The organism is Pseudomonas sp. GW822-FHT03F08 (genome assembly GCF_058801265.1).
In genome coordinates, this window is the sequence record NZ_JBXANC010000001.1 from 596,409 (window position 1) to 617,379 (window position 20,971).

Here is a 20,971-nt window from a genome sequence, read left to right on the forward strand (position 1 = left end):
AACGTGGACGGAGCATACACAAGCCCAACCACTTGCCAAACTGCTCCAGATCATAATTTCGCCGAAACTTTTCGGCCTCCCGACACCCGCGAAAGCCCCGAAGCGAGGCGGGCCAACGCCTGTAGCCGGTGACCGACCGGTCGTCATTGGCAGCACTTTCATCGGCTAATGCAAAGCTCGGTTTGCCCGGGCCTGCGGCGCACCCTAGAATGCCCCGATGCGCGATGATCTCTCCCTTCTGCTGAACTCCCTCAACGATGCCCAACGCCAGGCCGTAGCGGCTCCCGTTGGTCGTCAATTGGTCCTGGCCGGTGCCGGCTCCGGCAAAACCCGAGTGCTGGTGCACCGTATCGCCTGGTTGATCCAGGTCGAAAACGCCTCGCCCCACTCGATCCTGTCGGTGACCTTCACCAACAAGGCCGCTGCCGAGATGCGTCACCGCATCGAGCACTTGCTGGGAATCAACCCGGCCGGCATGTGGGTCGGTACCTTCCACGGCCTGGCGCACCGCCTGTTGCGGGCGCACTGGCAGGAAGCCGGGCTGAGCCAGACCTTCCAGATCCTCGACAGCGATGACCAGCAACGACTGGTCAAACGGGTGATCCGTGAGCTGGGGCTGGACGAACAGCGCTGGCCGGCCCGTCAGGCCCAATGGTTCATCAACGGGCAGAAAGACGAAGGTCTGCGTCCGCAACACATTCAGGCCAGCGGCGATCTGTACCTGGCCACCATGCGCGGCATCTATGAAGCCTACGAGGCTGCCTGCCTGCGCGCCGGCGTCATCGACTTCTCCGAACTGCTGCTGCGCGCCCTCGACCTGTGGCGCGACCATCCGGGCCTGCTGGCGCATTACCAGAAGCGTTTCCGGCACATTCTGGTGGACGAGTTCCAGGACACCAACGCCGTGCAGTACGCCTGGCTGCGTCTGCTCGGCAAGGGCGGTGACAGCCTGATGGTGGTTGGCGACGACGACCAGTCGATCTACGGCTGGCGCGGCGCGAAAATCGAGAACATTCACCAGTATTCCTCCGACTTCCCGGACTCGGTGACCATCCGTCTGGAGCAGAACTACCGCTCCACCGCCGGCATCCTGAAAGCCGCCAACGCCTTGATCGCCAACAACACCGGGCGTCTGGGCAAGGAACTGTGGACCGACGGCGGCGACGGCGAAGCGATCAACCTGTACGCCGCGTTCAACGAACACGATGAAGCACGCTACGTTGTCGAAACCATCGAAAGCGCGCTGAAAACCGGCCTGGCCCGCAGCGATATCGCGATTCTCTACCGCTCCAACGCCCAATCCCGCGTTCTGGAAGAAGCCTTGCTGCGCGAACGCATTCCGTACCGCATCTATGGCGGCCAGCGCTTCTTCGAGCGGGCGGAAATCAAGAACGCCATGGCCTACCTGCGTTTGCTGGAAGGTCGCGGCAACGATGCGGCGCTGGAACGAGTCATCAACGTCCCGGCTCGCGGCATCGGCGAAAAAACCGTCGAAGCGATTCGCGACCATGCCCGTCACAGCGATGTGTCGATGTGGGAAGCCATGCGCCAACTGGTGGCCAATAAAGGCCTGACCGGTCGTGCCGCCGGCGCCCTCGGCGCGTTTATCGAGCTGATCGAGAACCTCGCCGCCAAGTGCGCCGAGATGCCATTGCACCTGATGACTCAGACTGTCATCGAGCAATCCGGCCTGATCGCTTACCACGAAGCGGAAAAAGGCGAGAAAGGCCAGGCCCGGGTGGAAAACCTTGAGGAACTGGTCAGCGCCGCGCGCAACTTCGAGAACACCGAAGAAGACGAAGACCTGACGCCACTGGCGGCGTTCCTCGGCCACGCTTCGCTGGAGGCCGGCGACACCCAGGCCGACGAGCACGAAGACAGCATTCAGTTGATGACCCTGCACAGCGCCAAGGGCCTGGAATTCCCTTATGTGTTCCTGGTGGGCATGGAAGAAGGCCTGTTCCCGCACAAGATGAGCCTGGAAGAACCGGGACGTCTTGAAGAAGAACGGCGCCTGGCCTACGTCGGCATCACCCGGGCGATGCAGAACCTGGTGATGACCTACGCTGAAACCCGACGCCTGTACGGCAGCGAAACCTACAACAAGGTGTCGCGATTCGTACGGGAAGTACCGAAAGGCCTGATTCAGGAAGTGCGCTTGTCGAACAGCGTCAGCCGACCGTTCGGCGGCAACCAGTCGATGAGCGGCAGCAACTTGTTCAACGGCGCCGAGATCCCGGAAACCGGTCTCAGCCTCGGCCAGGCCGTACGGCACTCGATCTTTGGCGACGGCGTGATCCTCAACTTCGAAGGCGCCGGCGCCCAGGCGCGGGTTCAGGTGAACTTCAGCGAAGGCAGCAAGTGGCTGATGCTGGGTTACGCGAAGCTGGAAGCGATCTAAAGTTGCTCATCGTTCCCACGTCGAGGCGTCTGCGTGGGAACGATCACACGGCAACGGTTCAATCCTGAAAGGTACGAAACATGGGCTCTGGCTTCTTTTCCTCCTGGACATTCTGGGCCCTGCTCTCGGCCACCTTCGCCGCGCTGACGGCGATCTTCGCCAAGGTCGGCATCGAAAACGTCAACTCCGACTTCGCCACCCTGCTGCGCACCATCGTGGTACTCGTCAGTCTGGCCTTGATTTTGTACGCCACGGGCCAATATCAGTCCTTGGGATCGATCTCTGCCAAGAGCTATCTGTTCCTGCTGCTGTCGGGTCTGGGTACCGGGGCTTCGTGGCTGTGCTACTTCCGGGCATTGAAAGTCGGACCGGCCTCGCTGGTCGCCCCGGTGGACAAGCTCAGCGTGGTGCTCGTGGCGGTACTCGGTGTGATCCTGCTGGGTGAGAAACTCGACCTGCGCCAATGGGGCGGCATCGGCCTGATCACGGCTGGCGTGGTGATGTTGGCGTTTCGACGCTGATCAATTTCCCACTGAACGTACCTACTTTTCCTACAGACAAAAGTACATGGCCTTATTGCCTCGACCGAGCTGAACGTAACCTGTCAGGCAAAAGCCCGAAACACTCTCTCGCTAGCCAGTGACATTTCAGCTGTGCAACATGGCGCGCGTGTCTCCACAAACGGGAATTCCCTTTATGAAACGTTTTCTTAGCATCGCCATGGCGTTGTGCATCGGCCTGACGATGAGCCTCGACGCCAACGCCAAGCGCTTTGGTGGTGGCAAAAGCGCCGGCGCTGCGCCGACGCACCAGACCAGCCAGATGGCTCCTTCTTCTCCAAGCGTCGGCGGCGCGGCAGCGACCGCGGGCGCTGCCGGTGCCGCTGGCGCCGCCGCCAAGGCCGGTGGCGCTTCCAAATGGCTCGGCCCTCTGGCCGGCATCGCCGCCGGTGGCCTGCTCGCTTCCATGTTCATGGGCGGCGGCTTCCAGGGCATGCAGATCTTCGACATCCTGATCATGGCCGTGATCGCGTTCGTGATCTTCCGCTTCATCGCCGCTCGTCGCCGCAAGCAGCAGGAGCAGTTCGCTCCAGCCGGCGCGCCGATGCAGCGTGAAGTGTTCGAGCAGAAGCCGGCTGCCATGGGTTCGATCTTCGGTGGTTCGGCCGCTCCGGCTGCCGCCCGTCCGGTGATCAACGCACCGGCCTGGTTCAACGAGCAGCGCTTCCTCGAAGCCGCCCGCAGCCACTTCCAGGCGTTGCAGCAGCACTGGGACGCCAACGAAATGGACAAGATCGCCGAGTTCGTGACCCCGCAAATGCTCGACTTCCTCAAGCGTGAGCGTGCGGATCTGGGTGATGGCTTCCAGTCCACCTACATCGACAACCTTCAGGTTCAACTGGATGGCGTGGATGATCGTGCGGACAAGACCATCGCGACCCTGACCTTCACCGGTGTGTCGAAAACCTCGCGTTTCGACCAGGGCGAAGTGTTCAACGAAAGCTGGAACATGGAACGTCCGCAGGGCGACAACCAGCCTTGGCTGGTCGCCGGTATCCGCCAGAACGGCTGATCACCTCCGACGTTTTACCCGCAGCAATAAAAACCCCGGCCTCGGCCGGGGTTTTCTATTTCGCGGTTGCATCTATAGCGAGCTACTGTATAAACCGCCCCATATAAACCGCGCCATTCAAGCAAGAGGATCCCGGACGTGGAAGAAATCATCGAACAACTGCGCGAAGCCAACGAACCCGTACCGGTTCCCCTGGAGTTGCCTGACGAAGACCAACTGGTGGAAGTCGAAGAAGAGCTCTTCATCAACATCCCGTTTGTCTTCAAGGAATTTCTGCTGACCGTCAGCGACGTGGTTTACGGCAGCCTGGAGCCGGTGACCGTCACCGACCCGCAGTCCCACACCTACCTGCCGGATGTGGCGGCCAACGCCTGGGACGCCGGCGTGCCGCGCGACCTGATCCCGATCTGCCAGGACGGCGACAACTACTACTGCGTCGAAGAAGACGGCACCGTGGTGTTGTGGTCCGGTGAAGAAGAGCTGATCACCGAAGAGTCCTGGGAATCGGTCTGGCACTGGGCACGGGACGTCTGGCTGGAAAGCTGATCCCCCCAGCCGCCCCGCCGGATCAATGCCCCGACGATTCCTTGTGGTTGTCGAGGGTTTCCAGCAAGGCTACCTGCATCCGCGTGTGTACCCGGATGAACCAGCGCCAGAGTAGCGCCGCCACGGCGGCCGCGACGACGGCGACCAGCACCAGCAACTTGTTGGTCGGCAAGATACTGGCCGACAAGGCTGCCAGCAGCAGGAAAATCACCAGCAGCGAGAGGATCGGGATCACTTCGGCGATCACCCGGCGCACTCGCTGTGTGTGACGCCCCGCCATCTCCGGCTTCACGCCCATCTCGGCCAGCAGCATCGACAGCGCCTTGAGCTTGCGATAGGCCGCGATCAGGAACGGCAGCGACAGCAGCAACGCCCCGCCCCAGATCAACGCCTTCTGCCAGCTCGGATCGCTGATCCAGTCCTGCAGCCACGTCGAGAGGCGCCCGGCAAAGAACGCGCCGGCAAAGAAGATCGCAATCACCAGCGCCAGATTGACCCCGACCTGCAACAGAATCCGCCGGATCATCGACGCCAGCATCGCGCCCTCGCCCTGCGGCTGAATGCTGCGCAGCCATTCGCCATACATCCCGAACACCCGCCCGAGACGCTGCGGCATGGCAGCAGACAGCTTGATCGACAGCGGATCGGCCGCGCGGATCAGGTACGGCGTCAGCAACGTAGTGATGACCGAGACCGCCACGGCGACCGGATAAAGAAAGTTGCTGGTCACCTGCAGCGTCATGCCCAGCGCGGCGATGATGAAGGAGAATTCGCCAATCTGCGAAAGGCCCATCCCGACCCGCAGTGAGGTGCGTCCGTCATTGCCGGCGATAAACGCACCGAGGCCGCAGGACAACATCTTGCCCAGCACTACGGCGACGGTGATCACCGCAATCGGCCACGCGTATTGCAGAAGGATCATCGGGTCGAGCATCAGGCCGATGGCGACAAAGAAGATCGCGCTGAACAGGTCGCGAACCGGTTCGATCAGGCGTTCGATCTTCAGCAACTGCCGCGACTCGGCCATGATCGCGCCGATCAGGAATGCGCCGAGCACCATGCTGTATTCAAGCTTGACCACCAGCAGGCAGAAGCCGAAGCACAGCCCGAGCACGGTAATCAGCAGCATCTCGTTGCTTTCGAACTTCGCCACATAGGCCAGCAATCGCGGGACCAGCAGAATACCGATGACCAGCGCGACGATCATGAACAGCGAGAGTTTGCCGACCGTGGAAAACACTTCGCCGGAACTCACCGTGCCGCTGACCGCGATGCTCGACAGCAAGGCGATGATGCCGATGCCGAGAATGTCCTCGACGATCAGCACACCGAAGATCAACTGGGCGAAGCGCTCGTTCTTCATCTTCAGGTCGTTGAGCGCCTTGACGATGATGGTGGTCGAGGAAATCGCCAGGATCGCGCCCAGGAACAGCGAATCCATGGTGTTCCAGTCGAACCAGCGGCCGATTTCGTAGCCGATCCAGATCATCAGGATGATTTCCAGGAACGCCGCGATAAACGCCGTGGCGCCAACCTTGAACAGCTTGCGCAGGCTGAACTCAAGGCCCAGGCAGAACATCAGGAAAATCACCCCCAGCTCGGCGAGGGTCTTGATGGTTTCTTCGTCGTGGATCAGGCCGAACGGCGGCGTGTGCGGGCCGATGATGAAGCCGGCGACGATGTAGCCGAGCACTACCGGCTGTTTGAAACGGTGGAACAGCACGGTCACCACGCCTGCGACCAGCATGATCACTGCCAGATCCTGAATAAAGCTGATGGCATGCATGGCGTGGGCTCCTTGAATGACGATGCTCGCGGCAGGCGTCTGAAAACGTCTGGGCGAGCTGAGTAAAAATCCGCTTTAGGTGTAGGAATCGCCCTTGGGGTGGGCTTTTGCAGGGTAACACCGCGACTTCCGGCTGAAAGGCGGTGCAATATATGGAAACAGATCGATCCGGGCGTGACGGCGGCCAGTTGCCCGGCGTCCCGATAACGGTGGTTTTGAAAAGCGACCAGGCACCCGCAGAGGTGCTTCTTCCAGCAACCCTGCCTTGACCCGTGAGAACGTTATGGAACCCGGAAACGCCCAGCTGTCGATGACGGTACTGATGACCCCCGACATGGCCAACTTCTCTGGCAATGTCCACGGCGGCACCCTGCTCAAATACCTCGACGAAGTGGCCTACGCCTGCGCGAGCCGCTACGCCGGCCGCTACGTGGTGACCCTGTCGGTGGATCAGGTGATTTTCCGCGAGCCGATCCATGTCGGCGAACTGGTGACCTTCCTGGCGTCGGTCAACTACACCGGCAACACCTCGATGGAAGTCGGCATCAAAGTGGTCACCGAGAACATTCGCGAGCGCTCGGTGCGCCACACCAACAGCTGCTTCTTCACCATGGTTGCGGTGGACGATCAGCGCAAACCGGCCGCCGTACCGCCGCTGCAACCGCAGAACAGCGAAGACAAACGTCGCTACATGCAGGCCCAGCAGCGCCGGCAGATTCGCCAGGAGCTGGAAAAGCGCTATCAGGAAATCAAGGGCGACGCCTGAGTGACAGAGCGCTCGCGGGCCATGCCTGCGAGCGCTGCAATGATCAGAGGCTGATCGCCGTCGCCTCGAACTTCACCCGCGGATGAGCGATCCGGTCCTGCGCCCGCACCAGTTGCAGCTCATAGCTGGCGCAGGCCTGGGTTTCCAGCAGCACTTCATGCACCGCCGCTGCGGTGAATTCAAACGCCGCCACCAGACTGTCGCCGAGCAGCACCCGCGCCAGGAACAGGCCGGACGTCAGATCGCCCACACCGACCGGCTGACGTGGGAACGCCAGAAGCGGACGACGCAGGTGCCAACTGCCCTCAGCCGTCACCAGCAGCATCTCGAAGCCATCCGCCGGTTTCCCCGGGTAATCCAGATGTTTGACCAACACCGCCTTCGGCCCGCGCGCCAGCAGCGCCCACGCCATCGCCAGGCAATCGAACAGCGACTGCGGCTTGCGCCCGGAGAAGCTGTCCAGCTCGAGCTGGTTCGGGCACATGAAGTCAGCCACCGCTGCGGCTTCGTCGAGCAGGAAGTCGCTGACTTCGGCCGGCACGCTGCAACCTTTCTCCGGATGACCCATCACCGGGTCGCACAGGTACAAGGCTTTGGGATTGACCGCTTTGATCCGCTCGATGCCACTGAGAATCGCCCGGCCCTGCGCCGCGCTGCCGAGATAGCCGGACAGCACCGCGTCGCAATTGCCCAATTCACCGATGGCGGCGATACCTTCAACCAGTTCCGGGATCCGCTGCGGTGCCAGCACTTCCCCGGCCCACTGGCCGTATTGAGTGTGGTTGGAGAACTGCACGGTGTTGAGCGGCCAGACATTGACCCCGACCCGCTGCATCGGAAAAACCGCAGCGCTGTTGCCGGCGTGGCCGAACACCACATGGGACTGGATGGCGAGCAGATGAGGCGTACGTTTCATTCGGGTTTTTCCGTAAAACGATTGAAATTCAAGCCGCGCAGTATGCGACGAAACGCAGCCTGTACGACAGACCGGCGACGCAGTTAAGCTGATGCCAACTTTTGGAGTTTCTTGTTGATGCTGACCCTGGAAAACATTTTCGTGCTGATGCTGTTCGCCGTTGCCGGCGCGTGGCTGTGGCACAACCACGGCCTGCGTGAGCGGGCGCTGGAACGGGTCAAGCAGCATTGCGTGAATGTCGGCGTCGAACTGCTCGACGGCAACGTGGCGCTGAAGAAGATCGGTTTCATCAAAGATGCCAGCGGCCGTCGACGTCTGGCCCGGGTTTACAACTTCGAATTCACCGTGACCGGCGAAACCCGTCACAACGGCACCATTACCCAGTTCGGCCCCCACAGCGCTCAGATCGAACTGGCGCCCTACCCGGCACCGTTCGACGACACCCCACCGGTGGTGGAAGTGGCCAAGCCGACCGCGCAAGTGATCGAGCTGAGCCAGTGGCGCCAGGAACACACCAAGTGGAAGCCTTGAGTCAGGCCGCTTGAATCCGACAGCCGGCCAATCCTGCCTGCAACTCGTCGATCGCCTGCGGCTGGTCGAAAATCAGCTCGATCCGTGAATCCTTGCGCCACTCGCTGGGCTGCCAGTCCAGTTGGGTGTTATCCAGCGCATTGGCTGACCGCCAGTCATCCTGGCTGTGGATAACCAGCTTCGCCCGGCGCCAGTGCAGAGATTCCAGCCACTGAGTGATGCGAATCACGTCAAACGTCTGGCTTGGGTGCCAGCGCCAGCCGATGCTCCAGCCGCCCTCCTGCGCCTGACTCAGGCAAATCGGCAAAGCCGGATCGCTCCAGACGGCCGGCATCTGCGCCAGCCCCTTGGGCACGATCAACTTATCCACACCTGCTTGCGCTTGAGCTGTCACACCCGGTAATTCGCTCAGGGGCAACGACGCCTGTTGTGTCCAGATCAGCCTGACCGGCGGTAGCTGGCGGACGATCAGCTCACGCTCGGATTCATCGAGGCTTTCTGCCTTGTTCAACACCAGCAGGCCGGCATTCGGGATCGCCTCCTGTTGAGCCGGAGGCAGTGTCTTGCCCGCCACCAGTGCCTGGGCGTCCAGCACCAGAACGCAGGGCTGGACGGCGAGAACGCCTTGCCATGGCGCCTCGCTCAGTTGTTGCAGCAACTGCACCGGATGCCCCAATCCGGAAGGCTCGATGAACAGGCGATCCGGCTGAGACTTGCGCAATAAACGGCCCAGCCCGATCTGAAACGGCGCACCGTTCACGCAACACAAACAGCCCCCGGCCACTTCGCCCAGTGCGATACCATCGGCGTCCCGGGTCAACAGCGCAGCGTCGAGGCCGATCTGGCCGAACTCGTTGATCAGTACCGCCCAGCGCTCACCGGCCGGTCGCTGCGCCATGAGCTGGCGGATCAGGCTGGTCTTTCCGGCGCCCAAGGGACCTGCGATGACGTGGGTGGGAATGCTCTGCAACATGATCAAGGTTTTCTGGAGGTCGGGAATGCGGTGGATGGGATGGTCGTTGCTGTTGGCGTTGGTATCGGGCGAGGCGCTGGCCCAGGCCTGTGTGGTGCACAGCCAGGCGGAACGCCTCGACGTGAAGGTCTGCCAGCAGAACCGCAACATCCCGGAGAAACTGTTCAATGACGGCTTCTGCAAACCCACTCTGGCGGGGCAGACAGTCGACGTGCAGTACGTCGATCAGTGCCCAACCGGGGCTTTTGGCGTGTGCAGCAACGCGCAAGTCGCCAATATGCCTTATCGCCAGGATATCCACTATTACGGCGTAGCCACCGATGCGGCCTATTTGAAGCCGTACTGCGAAAGCCAGAGCCAGGGCAACTGGCTCAAGCCTTGAGGCATCAGCCCAGCCAGTCGAGGGTCAGCATCAGACGCCGTTCACCCGAAGCCGGTTGCGGAGAACGATGGATCAGGCCGAAACCTTCGTTGCCGTGCCACTTTTCTCCTTTGAGCAGCGCCACTTCGCCGCTCGTCAGTTGCTGAATCCGCGATTTTTCCTGCGGCTCGGCGAGTGGTTTACCCAGTTGCCGGCGATCCATTTCCCCTTCCTTCAGCCACTCGCTGCCAATACCGGCGTAGGTGGTAATCAGCCGGACAGGCACATGATCAACGTGAAAACGCGGGCACATCGCCTTGTCCAGCACACGCAAGCGCAGGCCGATCCGCCGTGCCCCGAGCAGGCAGGCGAAGGCGCCGACCAGCCATTTCAGGTCGGCGATAAAACCTTCGTAGCCTTCCAGATCACGGAATCCACTGGCCAGTCCCGTCAGGTCCGGTTCGGTGTCTTCGTCGTGTAATTCGAGGCTCAGCGCTTCGGCGTAGGGCTCATCCAATGACAGCAACAATCTCGCGAAATCGGCGACATGCAACGGAAGCTGCCGCTGCCAGACGGCAAGGTTGATTTCATCTTCCAGGATGCTCGCCAGCGCTTGTGGGGTCGGGCCGAGGACTTGCTGACGCGTTCTGTTTTGCAACGGTTTGAGGGCAAGCATCACGCGGCCTCGTCATGCCAGGGGCCGAACGGATCGGCCAGTAATCGCCATCCTTCAACACCGAGCGCCATCTCGGCATCGGTGAGCAGGCAGTCATCCAGGGCTGACTTGAGTTGTGCGAAATCGATGTTCTGGCCGATAAATACCAGCTCCTGACGACAGTCTCCTACGCTGGCGGTCCAGTTTTCCATGATCGCAGCGGTACTTTCCTGATCCTGTGGCCACTGATTCTTTGGCACGAAGCGCCACCAGCGCCCGGCGAAACCGTGGCGCATCAAACCGCCCGCCTGGGACCAGCTGCCGGCATCCGTGGGTTTGCTCGCAAGCCAGAAGAAACCTTTCGAGCGCAGCAGCTTGCCGTTCAGCCAGGGCCGATCGATGAAGTCGAAAAAACGCTGAGGATGAAAGGGTCGACGCGCGCGGTAGGCCGTGGACGCGATGCCGTATTCCTCGGTTTCCGGCACATGTTCACCCCGCAATTCCTGAAGCCAGCCCGGGGCCGTTGCAGCCCTGTCGAAGTCGAAGCGGTGGGTGTTGAGGATCTTCTCCAGCGGCACTTCGCCCATCACCATCGGGATGATTTCGGCGTTAGCGTTGAGCCGCTTGAGGATCGCCATCAGCTCTTCCCGTTCGCTGCTGCTGATCAGATCGATCTTGCTGATCAACAGAACGTCGGCGAACTCGATCTGTTCGATCAACAGATCGGTGATCGAACGCTCATCTTCTTCTCCAAGAATTTCGCCACGGGAGGCCAGGCTTTCGGCGGCCTGGAAATCAGGCAGGAAATTCAGGCCGTCGACTACAGTGACCATGGTGTCGAGGCGAGCGATGTCCGCGAGGCTTTGGCCCTGCTCGTCGCGGAAGGTGAAGGTCTCGGCAATCGGCAGTGGCTCGGAAATGCCGGTGGATTCGATCAGCAGATAATCGAATCGACCTTCCCGGGCCAGTTTGGCGACCTCCTCCAGAAGATCTTCGCGTAACGTACAGCAGATACAGCCGTTACTCATTTCCACGAGCTTTTCTTCTGCGCGGTTCAGGTCGACATCACGCTGAACTTCGCTGCCATCAATATTGATTTCGCTCATATCATTGACGATCACCGCCACACGAAGATCGTCTCTGTTACGTAGTACGTAATTCAAAAGTGTACTTTTTCCGGCACCGAGAAAGCCGGATAAAACGGTCACGGGAAGCGGGGAAGACATGGGGTAAACCTCATCAAACGGAAGCTAAACGCAGGAAACGCTCTCGGCGGCAGGCGTTCTTGGGCTTCGACGAGACCGTCAGAGAAGCAGACGCTTGAAAACAGGAGCCACGGAAAGCCCGATTGAATTTATGTTATAGTATAACAATATTAAAGATCCACTTTCTTCTTGCCGGAAATGACAAAGGGCTGGAAGCTGGAAACACTTCGCCCTTGAGCCGCCTCATGAAAACTGCGCTGAAATGCTCACTCCTCGGTCTCGCCTTGCTGGCCTTCGACGTATGGGCACAAGTCCCGGGGCTCGCTACCTGCACGCGCAGCGCTAACCTGCTGGCGTGTGTCGATGCCAATGGCAACGCCTATAGCGTCAACACCGCCGGCAAGACGATTTATTTGCGGGGTTTCGAGAAGATTGGCCAACGTTACTGGGCGCAAACCAACAGCATTTACGGGCAACTGACGTTCTTCACCGGGATCGCTTCCGACGGCGAAGCCTGGGTCGGCTACAACCGCCGGGTGGGCTGGACGACGATCAACCGCTTCTCCAGCTCCGGCGGAAGCACCGGGAAGTTCACCTGCAGCCGACTCACAGGCTGCTAGACACGCGCTTGTTGCTGCTCCTGCTGCCAGGCGATGTAGCTGTCAGCCGGTGGGTTTTTCTGGAAATAGCGCTGCAACCCTTCAAACAATCCATCAGCCACCGCTTGCTGATGGCGTGCCGTGACCAGCCGCTGACTGTCCCGCGCGTTCGAAATGAACCCGGTTTCCACCAGAATCGACGGCACATCGGGTGACTTCAGCACCGCAAATCCTGCTTGTTCCACACGCTTTTGATGCAGCGTGGTAATGCCCGCCAGACTCCCCAGCACCGTGCTGCCCAACTGCAAACTGGCGGCGATCGTGGCGTTCATCGACATATCGAGGATGACCCCGGCGAGCATCGGGTCCTTGTCTTTCAGATTCAGCAGGCTGGTTGCACCGAGCAGATCCGCGCCGTTTTCCCGCTGCGCCATGAAGCGCGCAGTGGCCGACGTCGCGCCACCTTCAGACAAGCAATACACAGATGCGCCAGAAGCGGTCAGACGCGGCGCGGCATCCGCGTGCACCGAAATGAACATGTCGGCCTTGTGCTGACGGGCAATATCAACGCGCTTGCGTAGCGGCACAAAGAAGTCGTCGTTGCGTACAAGCTTCACATCGAAGCCTTTTTCCCGCTTCAACCGACGGGCGAGCAGCTGTGAAATCGAGAGCACAACGTCTTTCTCACGCTCGCCTTTTGCACCGACTGCACCAGGGTCTTTACCGCCATGACCAGGGTCGACCACGACAATAATGTCTCGTTTTGGATGATTGGTTTTCCCGGGTGTTTCACGTGGAACGCTCGCCGCTGCCACTTTTGAATCGCTCAAAAGATCCAGAACCAGGCGATGCCCCTGCCCATCCTGAGGTGCCAGCAGGAAGGTATTGAGCTGAACCGGACCACTCAAATCCAGAACGATTCGGGTATCACCCTTACCAAAGTGCCCGGAGCGGATGCTGCGAATAACCGTTTCGCTGAGCGCCAATTGGCTGAAATTGCCACTCAAACTGGCACCACTCAAGTCGATTATCAGACGATCCGGCGCACTCAGCGTGAACGTCTTGTAGCTCACTGGCCCGCTCAAATCGAAGACCAACCGAAGCTTGTCATCCGAACGCCAGAGGCGTGCATTGCGAATTTGTGTGGCGCTGACACTGAAAGGAAAAGCCAAAGCAGCGCTGGCCAACATCAGGTTAAGCAAATGGCGTCTGTGCATATGAAAGCCCGTTCATGAAAAAGGCATCGTGATTTGAATTGTTATAATGTAACATCAAATTCAATCAACACGATGGTACTGAACATGAATGCGCTGACGCTGCCGGATATCGCCGCGCAAGCCGCCCGCCAAGCTTTGCCGCTTGATTGGGTGGGAATGCGTGGCATCGCTCTACCTGTCTTTATCGAGGGCCAACGCCTGGCAGCAAAAGCCGATGCGGGTGTCAGCCTCGATGACGGCGAAGCCCGTGGCATTCACATGTCACGGTTGTATCTGGCGCTGGAAAGGCTGGAACAACAGAACCTCAATCCCGCACTTCTGCACCAGGTTTTGCAGCGTTTTCTCGACAGCCATGAAGGCCTGGCCAACAGCGCCTATTTGAATATCCATACGGATTTGCTGCTCAGAAGGCCCGCATTGGTCAGCCCATTGGCAGGATGGAAAACCTATCCGGTGACCATTGCAGCCACGCTGAAAAACACAGTGTTCCACGTGGAACTGAAAATCGAGGTGGCCTATTCCTCGACTTGCCCCTGCTCTGCCGCTCTGGCGAGGCAATTGATCCAGCAGCAATTCGTCGACGATTTCGCCAACAAGCCGTTGCAACATGCCGAGGTTCTGGCCTGGCTGGGCTCGACACAGGGGATCGTCGCAACACCCCACAGCCAACGCAGCACCGCACAACTGCATCTGCACCTGGATGAATTCGTCGATGGTTTGCCGCTGACCTCGACCATCAACGATGCCGAAGCCGCCCTGGGCACCGCCGTGCAAACCGCAGTGAAACGCGCCGACGAACAAGCCTTCGCCCTCGCCAATGGCCAGAACCTGATGTTCTGCGAAGACGCCGCGCGCCGCCTGAATCTGGCGCTGCGTCGCTCACCCGGCATCCGCGAATTCCACCTATGCGTGATCCACGCCGAAAGCCTCCACGCCCACGACGCGGTCGCAGAAAGTCACTGGCGCCGGGAGACCGCATGATTCGTTTCCAGTCCTTGAGTTGGGGATCACCCGGCCAACCCCTCACTCCACCCCTGAGCCTTCAATTGGAACGCGGCAGCCTGACCGCCATCATCGGTGTCAACGGCAGCGGCAAAAGCAGCCTGCTGAAAGTCATCGCCGGACTGCAGAGACCTTTGGCCGGCGCCGTTGCATTAGGCGTCCCTCGCCAAAGCGGCTTGTCATTCCTCCCTCAGCAACAGCACCTGGACCGACAATTCCCGATCAGTCTTCAGGAATTGGTAGCCGCCGGTTTCTGGGGGCGTCGACTGTCAACGCAATTGCGCGCACAACGCCTCACCCAGGCACTTGAAGATTGGCACTTGAGTGGCCTTGAACAGCGCCCGTTGATGGCCCTCTCCGGCGGTGAACTGCAACGCGCCCTGCTCGCTCGCCTGAGTCTCGCCGACACGCCTTTGCTGCTGCTCGACGAACCCCATGCCGCTCTCGATGAACTGGGTCAGGCATTGCTCTGGCAACACCTGCATACCTGGCATGCGCAAGGCCGGACACTGGTCATGGTGGGCCACGACCTCGCCGCTGTCCGCCAACACATTCCACAAACGCTGCTGATCAAACACAGCGGCTGCGTGTTCGGCCCCAGTGTCGAACTGATCCAGCAAACACCCAACGTGCAGGTGGCCTGATGCACGCCGCCGCGCATTTCTGGCAACCGTTCCTTGAGTTCGTGTTCATGCGCCGAGCACTGCTCGGCGGTTTGCTGCTGGCGTGCAGCACTGCGCCATTGGGCGTGTTCCTGATCCTGCGACGCATGAGCCTGATCGGCGACGCCGTCGCCCACGGCATCCTTCCCGGTGCCGCGCTCGGCTTCTGGTTTGCCGGACTGAGTCTTCCCGCGCTGACCCTCGGCGGCCTCGGTGCCGGCCTGAGCATGGCCGGACTCGCCGCATGGATCACCCGACGCACAGGCCTGCGCGAAGACGCCAGCCTCGCGGCCATCTACCCGATCTCCCTGGCCAGCGGCGTATTGATTCTGGGCATCGCCGGCAAACGGCTCGACCTGTTGCACTTGCTGTTCGGCTCGGCACTGGCGGTCGACGGACCGACCCTCAACGGCATGTTGGGCGTTTCGCTGCTGAGTCTGATTGCCATGGCGCTGATCTACCGCCCGCTTCTGCTCGACACTCTCGATCCACTGTTCCTGCGCACCGTCAGCCGACTCGGCCCGATCGCCCACGGCGTGTTCCTGACTCTGGTGGTGCTCAACCTGGTCATCGGTTTCCAGGCCATCGGTGCGCTGATGGTAGTCGGACTGATGATGCTGCCCGCCGCCGCTTCACGCTTCTGGAGCCGGCGCCTGCCAATCCTGATCGCCATCGCCGCCGTGATTGGTTGCCTGTCGGTATGGCTCGGTCTGTTGCTGTCGTTCTACTACTCGCTGCCCAGCGGTCCGGCCATCGTGCTGGTCGCGGGCATCGGTTACCTGTTGTCCGTCGTGCTCGGGCCGGTTCACGGCCTGCTGCGCCGCCCGCCCTTGCTCACATCCCAATGAGGTGTTTCCCGATGCGCGCTCTACTTGTGTTGTTCAGCCTGATGCTGTCGATGTCATTGTCGGCGGCGGAGAAACTGCCGGTGGTCACCAGTTTCAGTATCCTTGCCGACATGGTGCATCAGGTCGGCGGCGAGCATATCCAGATCACCAACATGGTCGGCCCGGACGCCGACGCCCACACCTACGAACCGACGCCGGACGATGCCAAGGCACTTCTGAAAGCCAAACTGATCGTCAAGAACGGGCTGGGTTTTGAACCCTGGCTGGATCGGCTGGAGACCAGCACCGACACCAAAGCCACCGTCATCAGCGCCAGCCACGGCGTGATTCCCCGCTCTCTGGATGAAGATGGCGAAACCGTTCCCGACCCTCACGCCTGGCACAACCTGGCCAACACCGAGCTGTATGTCGCCAACATCACCAAGGCACTGATCGCCGCCGACCCAGCGAACAAAACCGACTACGAACGCAACAGCAAGGCCTACCTGAAACAGATCTACGCCCTCCTCGCCGAAGCCAAGGCCAAGCTCGGCTCCCTGCCGCCGGGCAACCGCAAGATCGTCACCAGCCACGACGCCTTCGGTTATCTCGGGCAAGCCTACGGGATCGACTTCATGGCGCCGCAAGGTCTGTCCACCGAGCGCGAACCTTCCGCCGCCGAAGTCGCTGCACTGATCACCCAGATCCGCCAGGCCAAGGTCAAAGCGGTGTTCATGGAAAACATCAAAGACGCGCGCCTGCTCAAACAGATTGCCGATGAAAGCGGCGCACACATCGGCGGCACGCTGTACTCCGATGCCCTCGCCGCGTCGGGTCCGGCCAGCACGTTCACCGGCCTCTTCGAATACAACCTCAACACCCTTTACGACGCCCTGAGCCAACCATGATCCGCAAAAATCCTTCCGGCGATCTGCCGCAAATTGCCGAGTCTGCCTACGTCGATAAAACCGCGATCATCTGCGGCAAAGTGGTGATCGGCGAAAACGTATTCGTCGGCCCCTACGCCGTCATTCGCGCCGATGAAGTAGACGCCTCGGGCGAGATGGAGCCGATCACCATCGGCGCCAACTCGAACATCCAGGATGGCGTGGTGATCCACTCCAAATCCGGCGCGGCGGTGACCATCGGTGAGTTCAGCTCCATCGCCCACCGCTCGATCGTGCATGGGCCATGCAAGGTCGGCGACCGGGTGTTCATCGGCTTCAACAGCGTGCTGTTCAACTGCGTGGTCGGCAACGGTTGCGTGGTGCGGCACAACTCGGTGGTGGATGGCCGGGATCTGCCGGATGCGTTCTACGTGCCCTCCACCACCCGCATCGGCCCGAACACCGACCTTTCGCAATTCCCGCCGGTGAGCGTCAGCGCTTCGGAGTTTTCCGAAGACGTGGCGCGCACCAACGTCGATCTGGTGCGCGGCTACAAAGCCCTGCAGAACGAGTTCTGATCCCATGAACAGTGTGCTGATTCGCAATGCGCGCCTGGTTGATGACGGGCATGAGTTCTACGCCGATCTGCTGGTCAGCCACGGTCGCATCGTCAAGATCGGCCGCAGCATCTTCGGAGAAAACGCCACACTGGAAATCGACGCCAACGGCCAATGGCTGCTGCCGGGAATGATCGACGACCAGGTGCATTTCCGTGAGCCGGGCTCGCCAACCAAAGGCAGCATCTACACCGAATCCCGCGCAGCTGTGGCCGGCGGCATCACCAGTTTCATGGACATGCCCAACACCAACCCGGCCACCCTCACCCTCGAAGCGCTGGCCGACAAAAAGCGTCGAGCGGCGATCAACTCGGTGGCCAACTACGGCTTTCACTTCGGCGTCAGTCACGACAACCTGGACACCGTCGCAGCGCTCAATCCCAGTGAAGTGGCCGGGGTCAAAGTGTTCATGGGGGCGTCGACCGGCAACATGCTGGTTGATGACCCCAAAACGCTGGAACGATTGTTCGCCGAGGTGCCGACGATCCTGCTGGCCCATTGCGAACACACACCGAGCGTCGAGGCCAACACCGTCAGGTTGCGCGATCAGTTCGGTGATCATCTCCCTCCCGACGCCCATGCGCTGATCCGTAATACCGAGGCCTGCTATCGCTCTTCTTCACTGGCGGTAGATCTCGCCAAACGCCATGGCACTCGCCTGCACGTGCTGCACCTGACCACCGCTCGGGAACTGCAACTGTTCGAGGACAAACCTCTGGCGCACAAACGCATCACGGCGGAGGTTTGCCTGCATCATCTGCTGTTCGATGATCGCGACTATCCGGACTTCGGCAACCAGATCAAATGCAACCCGGCGATCAAAAGCCAGGCTGATCGCGATGCCCTGCGTCTGGCCTTGTCGAGCAATCGACTGGATGTGATCGGCAGCGATCACGCTCCGCATACCTGGGCGGAGAAACAGCTATCGTATGCCCAGGCACCGTCCGGCCTGCCTCTGGTGCAACATGCGTTGCCGGCGTTGTTGGAACTGGTAGCGGATGGCGTGCTGCCGATCACCACGCTGGTGGCAAAGACCAGCCATCGGGTGGCCGACCTGTTTGCCATTCCGGATCGCGGTTATTTGAGGGAAGGTTATTGGGCGGATCTGGTATTGATTCAGCCAGAGCCCGAGGGTGTCGCGGTATCACGACAACCGATCCTGTCACAGTGCGGATGGACGCCGTTTGCTCGCCGAAGCTTTCGCCATCGGGTGAGTACGACGCTGGTGTCGGGACAGGTTGCGTGGCACGACAATCGGCTGCATGACGGGTGTCAGGGATTGCCGTTGCGATTCATGCGCTAGAAAAAACCGCCCCCACACTGTTGTGGGGGCGGTTCGATTTTCAGGCTCTTGGTTTGACGGTGCCGCAGTCCTGGCCCAACCACACGGCGCGGGTTTCCAGACTGCCCTTCTGGTTGATGCCGATGGCATTGAACGTGCCGTTGGCGATGGTGGTGAACTCACGATCGCTGACGAACGTCGCCACACCGGTGCCCGAGGCTCGCGGACAACTGAAACGGAATTTCCATTGGTTGCCGTTGCGCTCGGTGATCTGCTGTTTGCAGCCCGACTGCGGGTCTGCCAGCGGAATATCGTTGGTCGCCACTTGCTGCGGCGTCAGGCAGGCACGGATGCCTTTGCCACCGATGTTGATCCCTTGCTTCTCCAGCGCCGCCCGCTGTTGCGGGGAGATCTGGCCCTGAATCTGGCCGAGGATCGATTGCACGTCCATGGCCTGATCATCGACCTTTACGTTGCTCGACGTCATTTCCCACAACCCCGGCTGCAGCATTTGCGCCTGAGCAACCAACGGCAAGGCCAACCCCAGACCCAGCGCCAAACCCAGCAGACGAACGTTCATTGAAAAACTCCTGATCAGTAGTGGCCGTTAGACGCCGGCCGCTTGTTTCGGTTCATGGCCTGCTTTCATGGCTAAAAAGAAAATAGCGACAACCGCAAAGGAACATGGTCTGTTAAGCATTGAATCTTCAGGAGCAAGGTTGCCCCATGGATTATTTTGGACCGCACATCTTCGGTTATCTGATCGCTCTGATACATAGTCTGGGCACGATTGCCGCCATCCATGCGGTGTTGACCGTCCGTACCGCGCAAGGCTCGATCGCCTGGGCGCTGTCGCTGATCTTCATTCCCTATCTCACCCTCATTCCCTACCTGGTGTTCGGTCGCAGCACCTTCGACGGTTATATCAAGGCCCGGCGTCAGGCCAACGAACAGATGCGTCAGGCCGTTTCCGAACTCAACTGGCGGCCGTGGGTAGAGGAAGCCCTGACCGCTCGCGCCTCGAATGCCTACGACTCACTACGGGCGATGCCGAAGCTGGGCCGCATGCCGTGCCTGGCCAACAATGAAGTGCGATTGCTGATCAACGGCACCGCCACCTTCGACGCGATTTTCCACGCAATCGACCAGGCTCGGGAAGCCGTGCTGATTCAGTTTTTCATCATTCACGACGATCGCCTCGGCCAGCGTCTGCGCGAGCTGTTGCTGAAGAAAGCCGCAGAAGGCGTCGCGATTCATCTGCTGTACGACCGCATCGGCAGCCACGCCCTGCCCCACAGTTACGTGCAGGCCCTGCGCGATGGCGGAGTCGAAGTTAAAGCGTTCGCTACCCGCAGCGGCTGGCTCAATCGCTTCCAGGTGAATTTCCGCAACCATCGCAAGATTGTCGTGGTCGACGGAATGATCGGCTTCGTTGGCGGGCATAACGTCGGCGACGAATACATGGGCGAAAAACCACCCCTGGCACCCTGGCGCGACACCCACGTTCAGGTGTGCGGCCCGGTGGTCGCGTGTATGCAGGAGTCATTTGCCGAAGACTGGTTCTGGGCCGCACGTACGCTGCCGCCGCTGATCCTGCCGGACGTCTATCCGGAAGACGGCGTGCTCTGCCAACTGCTGGCCAGCGGCCCGGCGGATGCCTACGAAACCTGTTCGCTGTTCTTCGTCGAAGCCATCCATGCCGCGACTGAACGTGTGTGGATCACCAGCCCTTACTTCATCCCCGACGAAGCGGTTTTCGCCGCATTGCGCCTCGCGGTGCTGCGCGGTGTCGATGTGCGATTGCTGCTGCCGTCGCGCCCCGATCACCGCATCGTTTACGCCGCGTCGAGCCTTTATGCGTTCGAAGCGGTGCGCGCCGGGGTGCGGGTGTTCCGCTACGAACCGGGTTTCCTGCATCAGAAAGTGGTGTTGGTCGACAGCGAAATCAGCGCCATCGGCAGCGCCAATCTGGACAACCGTTCGTTCCGGTTGAATTTCGAAGTGATGTTGCTGACGGTCGACAGCGAATTCGCCGGCCACGTGGAACAGATGCTCAATGAAGACTTTGCCCAGGCCTACGAAATCGCCAAGGAAGAAGGCCGGGAGATCCACCGCCTGCAACAACTCGGCATGCGGATCGCCCGGCTGATTTCACCGATTCTCTAG

The 20,971-nt window shown here is 60.5% G+C and carries 22 protein-coding genes; 15 read left to right on the forward strand and 7 right to left on the reverse strand.

The window, feature by feature from the left end:
• The first annotated feature begins 217 nt into the window (after positions 1-217).
• The 4 genes from uvrD to AC1RME_RS02810 all read left to right on the forward strand — a co-directional run bounded on the left by uvrD (position 218) and on the right by AC1RME_RS02810 (position 4,519).
• Positions 218-2,401, forward strand: a complete 2,184-nt coding sequence (uvrD, locus tag AC1RME_RS02795) for a DNA helicase II (RefSeq protein WP_096817111.1) — start codon at positions 218-220, stop codon at positions 2,399-2,401.
• Between the two features lie 80 nt (positions 2,402-2,481).
• Positions 2,482-2,922: an EamA family transporter gene (locus AC1RME_RS02800; protein WP_016984014.1), complete on the forward strand. Its 441-nt coding sequence runs from the start codon at positions 2,482-2,484 to the stop codon at positions 2,920-2,922.
• 175 nt (positions 2,923-3,097) lie between these two features.
• Positions 3,098-3,973, forward strand: a complete 876-nt coding sequence (locus AC1RME_RS02805; protein ID WP_096817109.1) for a Tim44 domain-containing protein — start codon at positions 3,098-3,100, stop codon at positions 3,971-3,973.
• A gap of 138 nt (positions 3,974-4,111) precedes the next feature.
• The gene (locus AC1RME_RS02810; protein ID WP_007995855.1) at positions 4,112-4,519 is read left to right on the forward strand and encodes an SMI1/KNR4 family protein; all 408 of its coding nucleotides are present in this window, start codon (positions 4,112-4,114) and stop codon (positions 4,517-4,519) included.
• Between the two features lie 22 nt (positions 4,520-4,541).
• Here the strand turns inward: AC1RME_RS02810 and AC1RME_RS02815 are convergent, their stop codons facing one another.
• Positions 4,542-6,305, reverse strand: coding sequence for a cation:proton antiporter (locus AC1RME_RS02815; RefSeq protein ID WP_085708788.1), 1,764 nt, complete (start codon positions 6,303-6,305; stop codon positions 4,542-4,544).
• A gap of 283 nt (positions 6,306-6,588) precedes the next feature.
• Between AC1RME_RS02815 and AC1RME_RS02820 the strand changes: the two genes are divergently transcribed.
• The gene (locus tag AC1RME_RS02820; protein WP_003229693.1) at positions 6,589-7,071 is read left to right on the forward strand and encodes an acyl-CoA thioesterase; all 483 of its coding nucleotides are present in this window, start codon (positions 6,589-6,591) and stop codon (positions 7,069-7,071) included.
• A 43-nt stretch (positions 7,072-7,114) separates the two neighbouring features.
• Here the strand turns inward: AC1RME_RS02820 and pdxY are convergent, their stop codons facing one another.
• A complete protein-coding gene (gene pdxY, locus AC1RME_RS02825) occupies positions 7,115-7,987 on the reverse strand; it encodes a pyridoxal kinase PdxY (RefSeq protein ID WP_096817108.1) in 873 nt (290 codons plus the stop codon).
• Positions 7,988-8,104: 117 nt separating this feature from the next.
• Here pdxY and AC1RME_RS02830 point away from each other — a divergent pair, with 117 nt between their 5' ends.
• Positions 8,105-8,518 (forward strand): DUF3301 domain-containing protein, encoded by a 414-nt coding sequence (locus AC1RME_RS02830; RefSeq protein WP_096817106.1) that lies wholly within the window; start codon positions 8,105-8,107, stop codon positions 8,516-8,518.
• A 1-nt stretch (position 8,519) separates the two neighbouring features.
• Here AC1RME_RS02830 and AC1RME_RS02835 read toward each other — a convergent pair whose 3' ends face one another.
• Positions 8,520-9,491 (reverse strand): CobW family GTP-binding protein, encoded by a 972-nt coding sequence (locus tag AC1RME_RS02835; protein ID WP_096817104.1) that lies wholly within the window; start codon positions 9,489-9,491, stop codon positions 8,520-8,522.
• Positions 9,492-9,516: 25 nt separating this feature from the next.
• On the opposite strand from AC1RME_RS02835, the gene AC1RME_RS02840 reads away from it, so the two are divergent.
• Positions 9,517-9,873 carry an NADH:ubiquinone oxidoreductase gene (locus tag AC1RME_RS02840; RefSeq protein ID WP_096817102.1) on the forward strand — a complete coding sequence of 119 codons (357 nt, stop codon included), beginning with the start codon at positions 9,517-9,519 and terminating at the stop codon, positions 9,871-9,873.
• Between the two features lie 4 nt (positions 9,874-9,877).
• Here AC1RME_RS02840 and AC1RME_RS02845 read toward each other — a convergent pair whose 3' ends face one another.
• Complete coding sequence (locus AC1RME_RS02845) at positions 9,878-10,528, reverse strand: DUF1826 domain-containing protein (RefSeq protein ID WP_096817100.1); 651 nt, start codon at positions 10,526-10,528, stop codon at positions 9,878-9,880.
• On the reverse strand, positions 10,528-11,733 hold the full coding sequence (gene zigA / locus AC1RME_RS02850) for a zinc metallochaperone GTPase ZigA (protein WP_096817098.1): 1,206 nt from the start codon (positions 11,731-11,733) through the stop codon (positions 10,528-10,530). The genes AC1RME_RS02845 and zigA overlap by 1 nt, the downstream gene beginning before the upstream one ends.
• Positions 11,734-11,957: 224 nt before the next feature.
• Between zigA and AC1RME_RS02855 the strand changes: the two genes are divergently transcribed.
• Positions 11,958-12,332, forward strand: coding sequence for a glutamine synthetase (locus AC1RME_RS02855; protein ID WP_096817097.1), 375 nt, complete (start codon positions 11,958-11,960; stop codon positions 12,330-12,332).
• Here AC1RME_RS02855 and AC1RME_RS02860 read toward each other — a convergent pair.
• Positions 12,329-13,528, reverse strand: coding sequence for an N-acetylmuramoyl-L-alanine amidase (locus AC1RME_RS02860; protein ID WP_493090420.1), 1,200 nt, complete (start codon positions 13,526-13,528; stop codon positions 12,329-12,331). The genes AC1RME_RS02855 and AC1RME_RS02860 overlap by 4 nt on opposite strands.
• Positions 13,529-13,612: 84 nt before the next feature.
• Between AC1RME_RS02860 and folE2 the strand changes: the two genes are divergently transcribed.
• From folE2 to AC1RME_RS02890, 6 genes are read left to right on the forward strand one after another with little or no spacing between them, the layout of a single operon-like run.
• Positions 13,613-14,509 carry a GTP cyclohydrolase FolE2 gene (gene folE2, locus AC1RME_RS02865; RefSeq protein ID WP_102620637.1) on the forward strand — a complete coding sequence of 299 codons (897 nt, stop codon included), beginning with the start codon at positions 13,613-13,615 and terminating at the stop codon, positions 14,507-14,509.
• Positions 14,506-15,174: a metal ABC transporter ATP-binding protein gene (locus AC1RME_RS02870; protein ID WP_096817093.1), complete on the forward strand. Its 669-nt coding sequence runs from the start codon at positions 14,506-14,508 to the stop codon at positions 15,172-15,174. The genes folE2 and AC1RME_RS02870 overlap by 4 nt, the downstream gene beginning before the upstream one ends.
• A complete protein-coding gene (locus AC1RME_RS02875; protein WP_102620635.1) occupies positions 15,174-16,040 on the forward strand; it encodes a metal ABC transporter permease in 867 nt (288 codons plus the stop codon). Before AC1RME_RS02870 ends, AC1RME_RS02875 begins: the two co-directional genes overlap by 1 nt.
• Positions 16,041-16,051: 11 nt before the next feature.
• Positions 16,052-16,927 (forward strand): metal ABC transporter substrate-binding protein, encoded by an 876-nt coding sequence (locus tag AC1RME_RS02880; RefSeq protein WP_493090422.1) that lies wholly within the window; start codon positions 16,052-16,054, stop codon positions 16,925-16,927.
• Positions 16,924-17,484 carry a gamma carbonic anhydrase family protein gene (locus AC1RME_RS02885; protein WP_096817088.1) on the forward strand — a complete coding sequence of 187 codons (561 nt, stop codon included), beginning with the start codon at positions 16,924-16,926 and terminating at the stop codon, positions 17,482-17,484. Before AC1RME_RS02880 ends, AC1RME_RS02885 begins: the two co-directional genes overlap by 4 nt.
• A 4-nt stretch (positions 17,485-17,488) precedes the next feature.
• Positions 17,489-18,826, forward strand: coding sequence for a dihydroorotase (locus AC1RME_RS02890; protein ID WP_493090424.1), 1,338 nt, complete (start codon positions 17,489-17,491; stop codon positions 18,824-18,826).
• A gap of 40 nt (positions 18,827-18,866) precedes the next feature.
• On the opposite strand, the gene AC1RME_RS02895 is transcribed toward AC1RME_RS02890, so the two are convergent.
• The gene (locus AC1RME_RS02895) at positions 18,867-19,385 is read right to left on the reverse strand and encodes a DUF3617 domain-containing protein (protein WP_096817084.1); all 519 of its coding nucleotides are present in this window, start codon (positions 19,383-19,385) and stop codon (positions 18,867-18,869) included.
• Positions 19,386-19,531: 146 nt separating this feature from the next.
• Between AC1RME_RS02895 and cls the strand changes: the two genes are divergently transcribed.
• Positions 19,532-20,971: a cardiolipin synthase gene (gene cls / locus AC1RME_RS02900; RefSeq protein WP_493090426.1), complete on the forward strand. Its 1,440-nt coding sequence runs from the start codon at positions 19,532-19,534 to the stop codon at positions 20,969-20,971.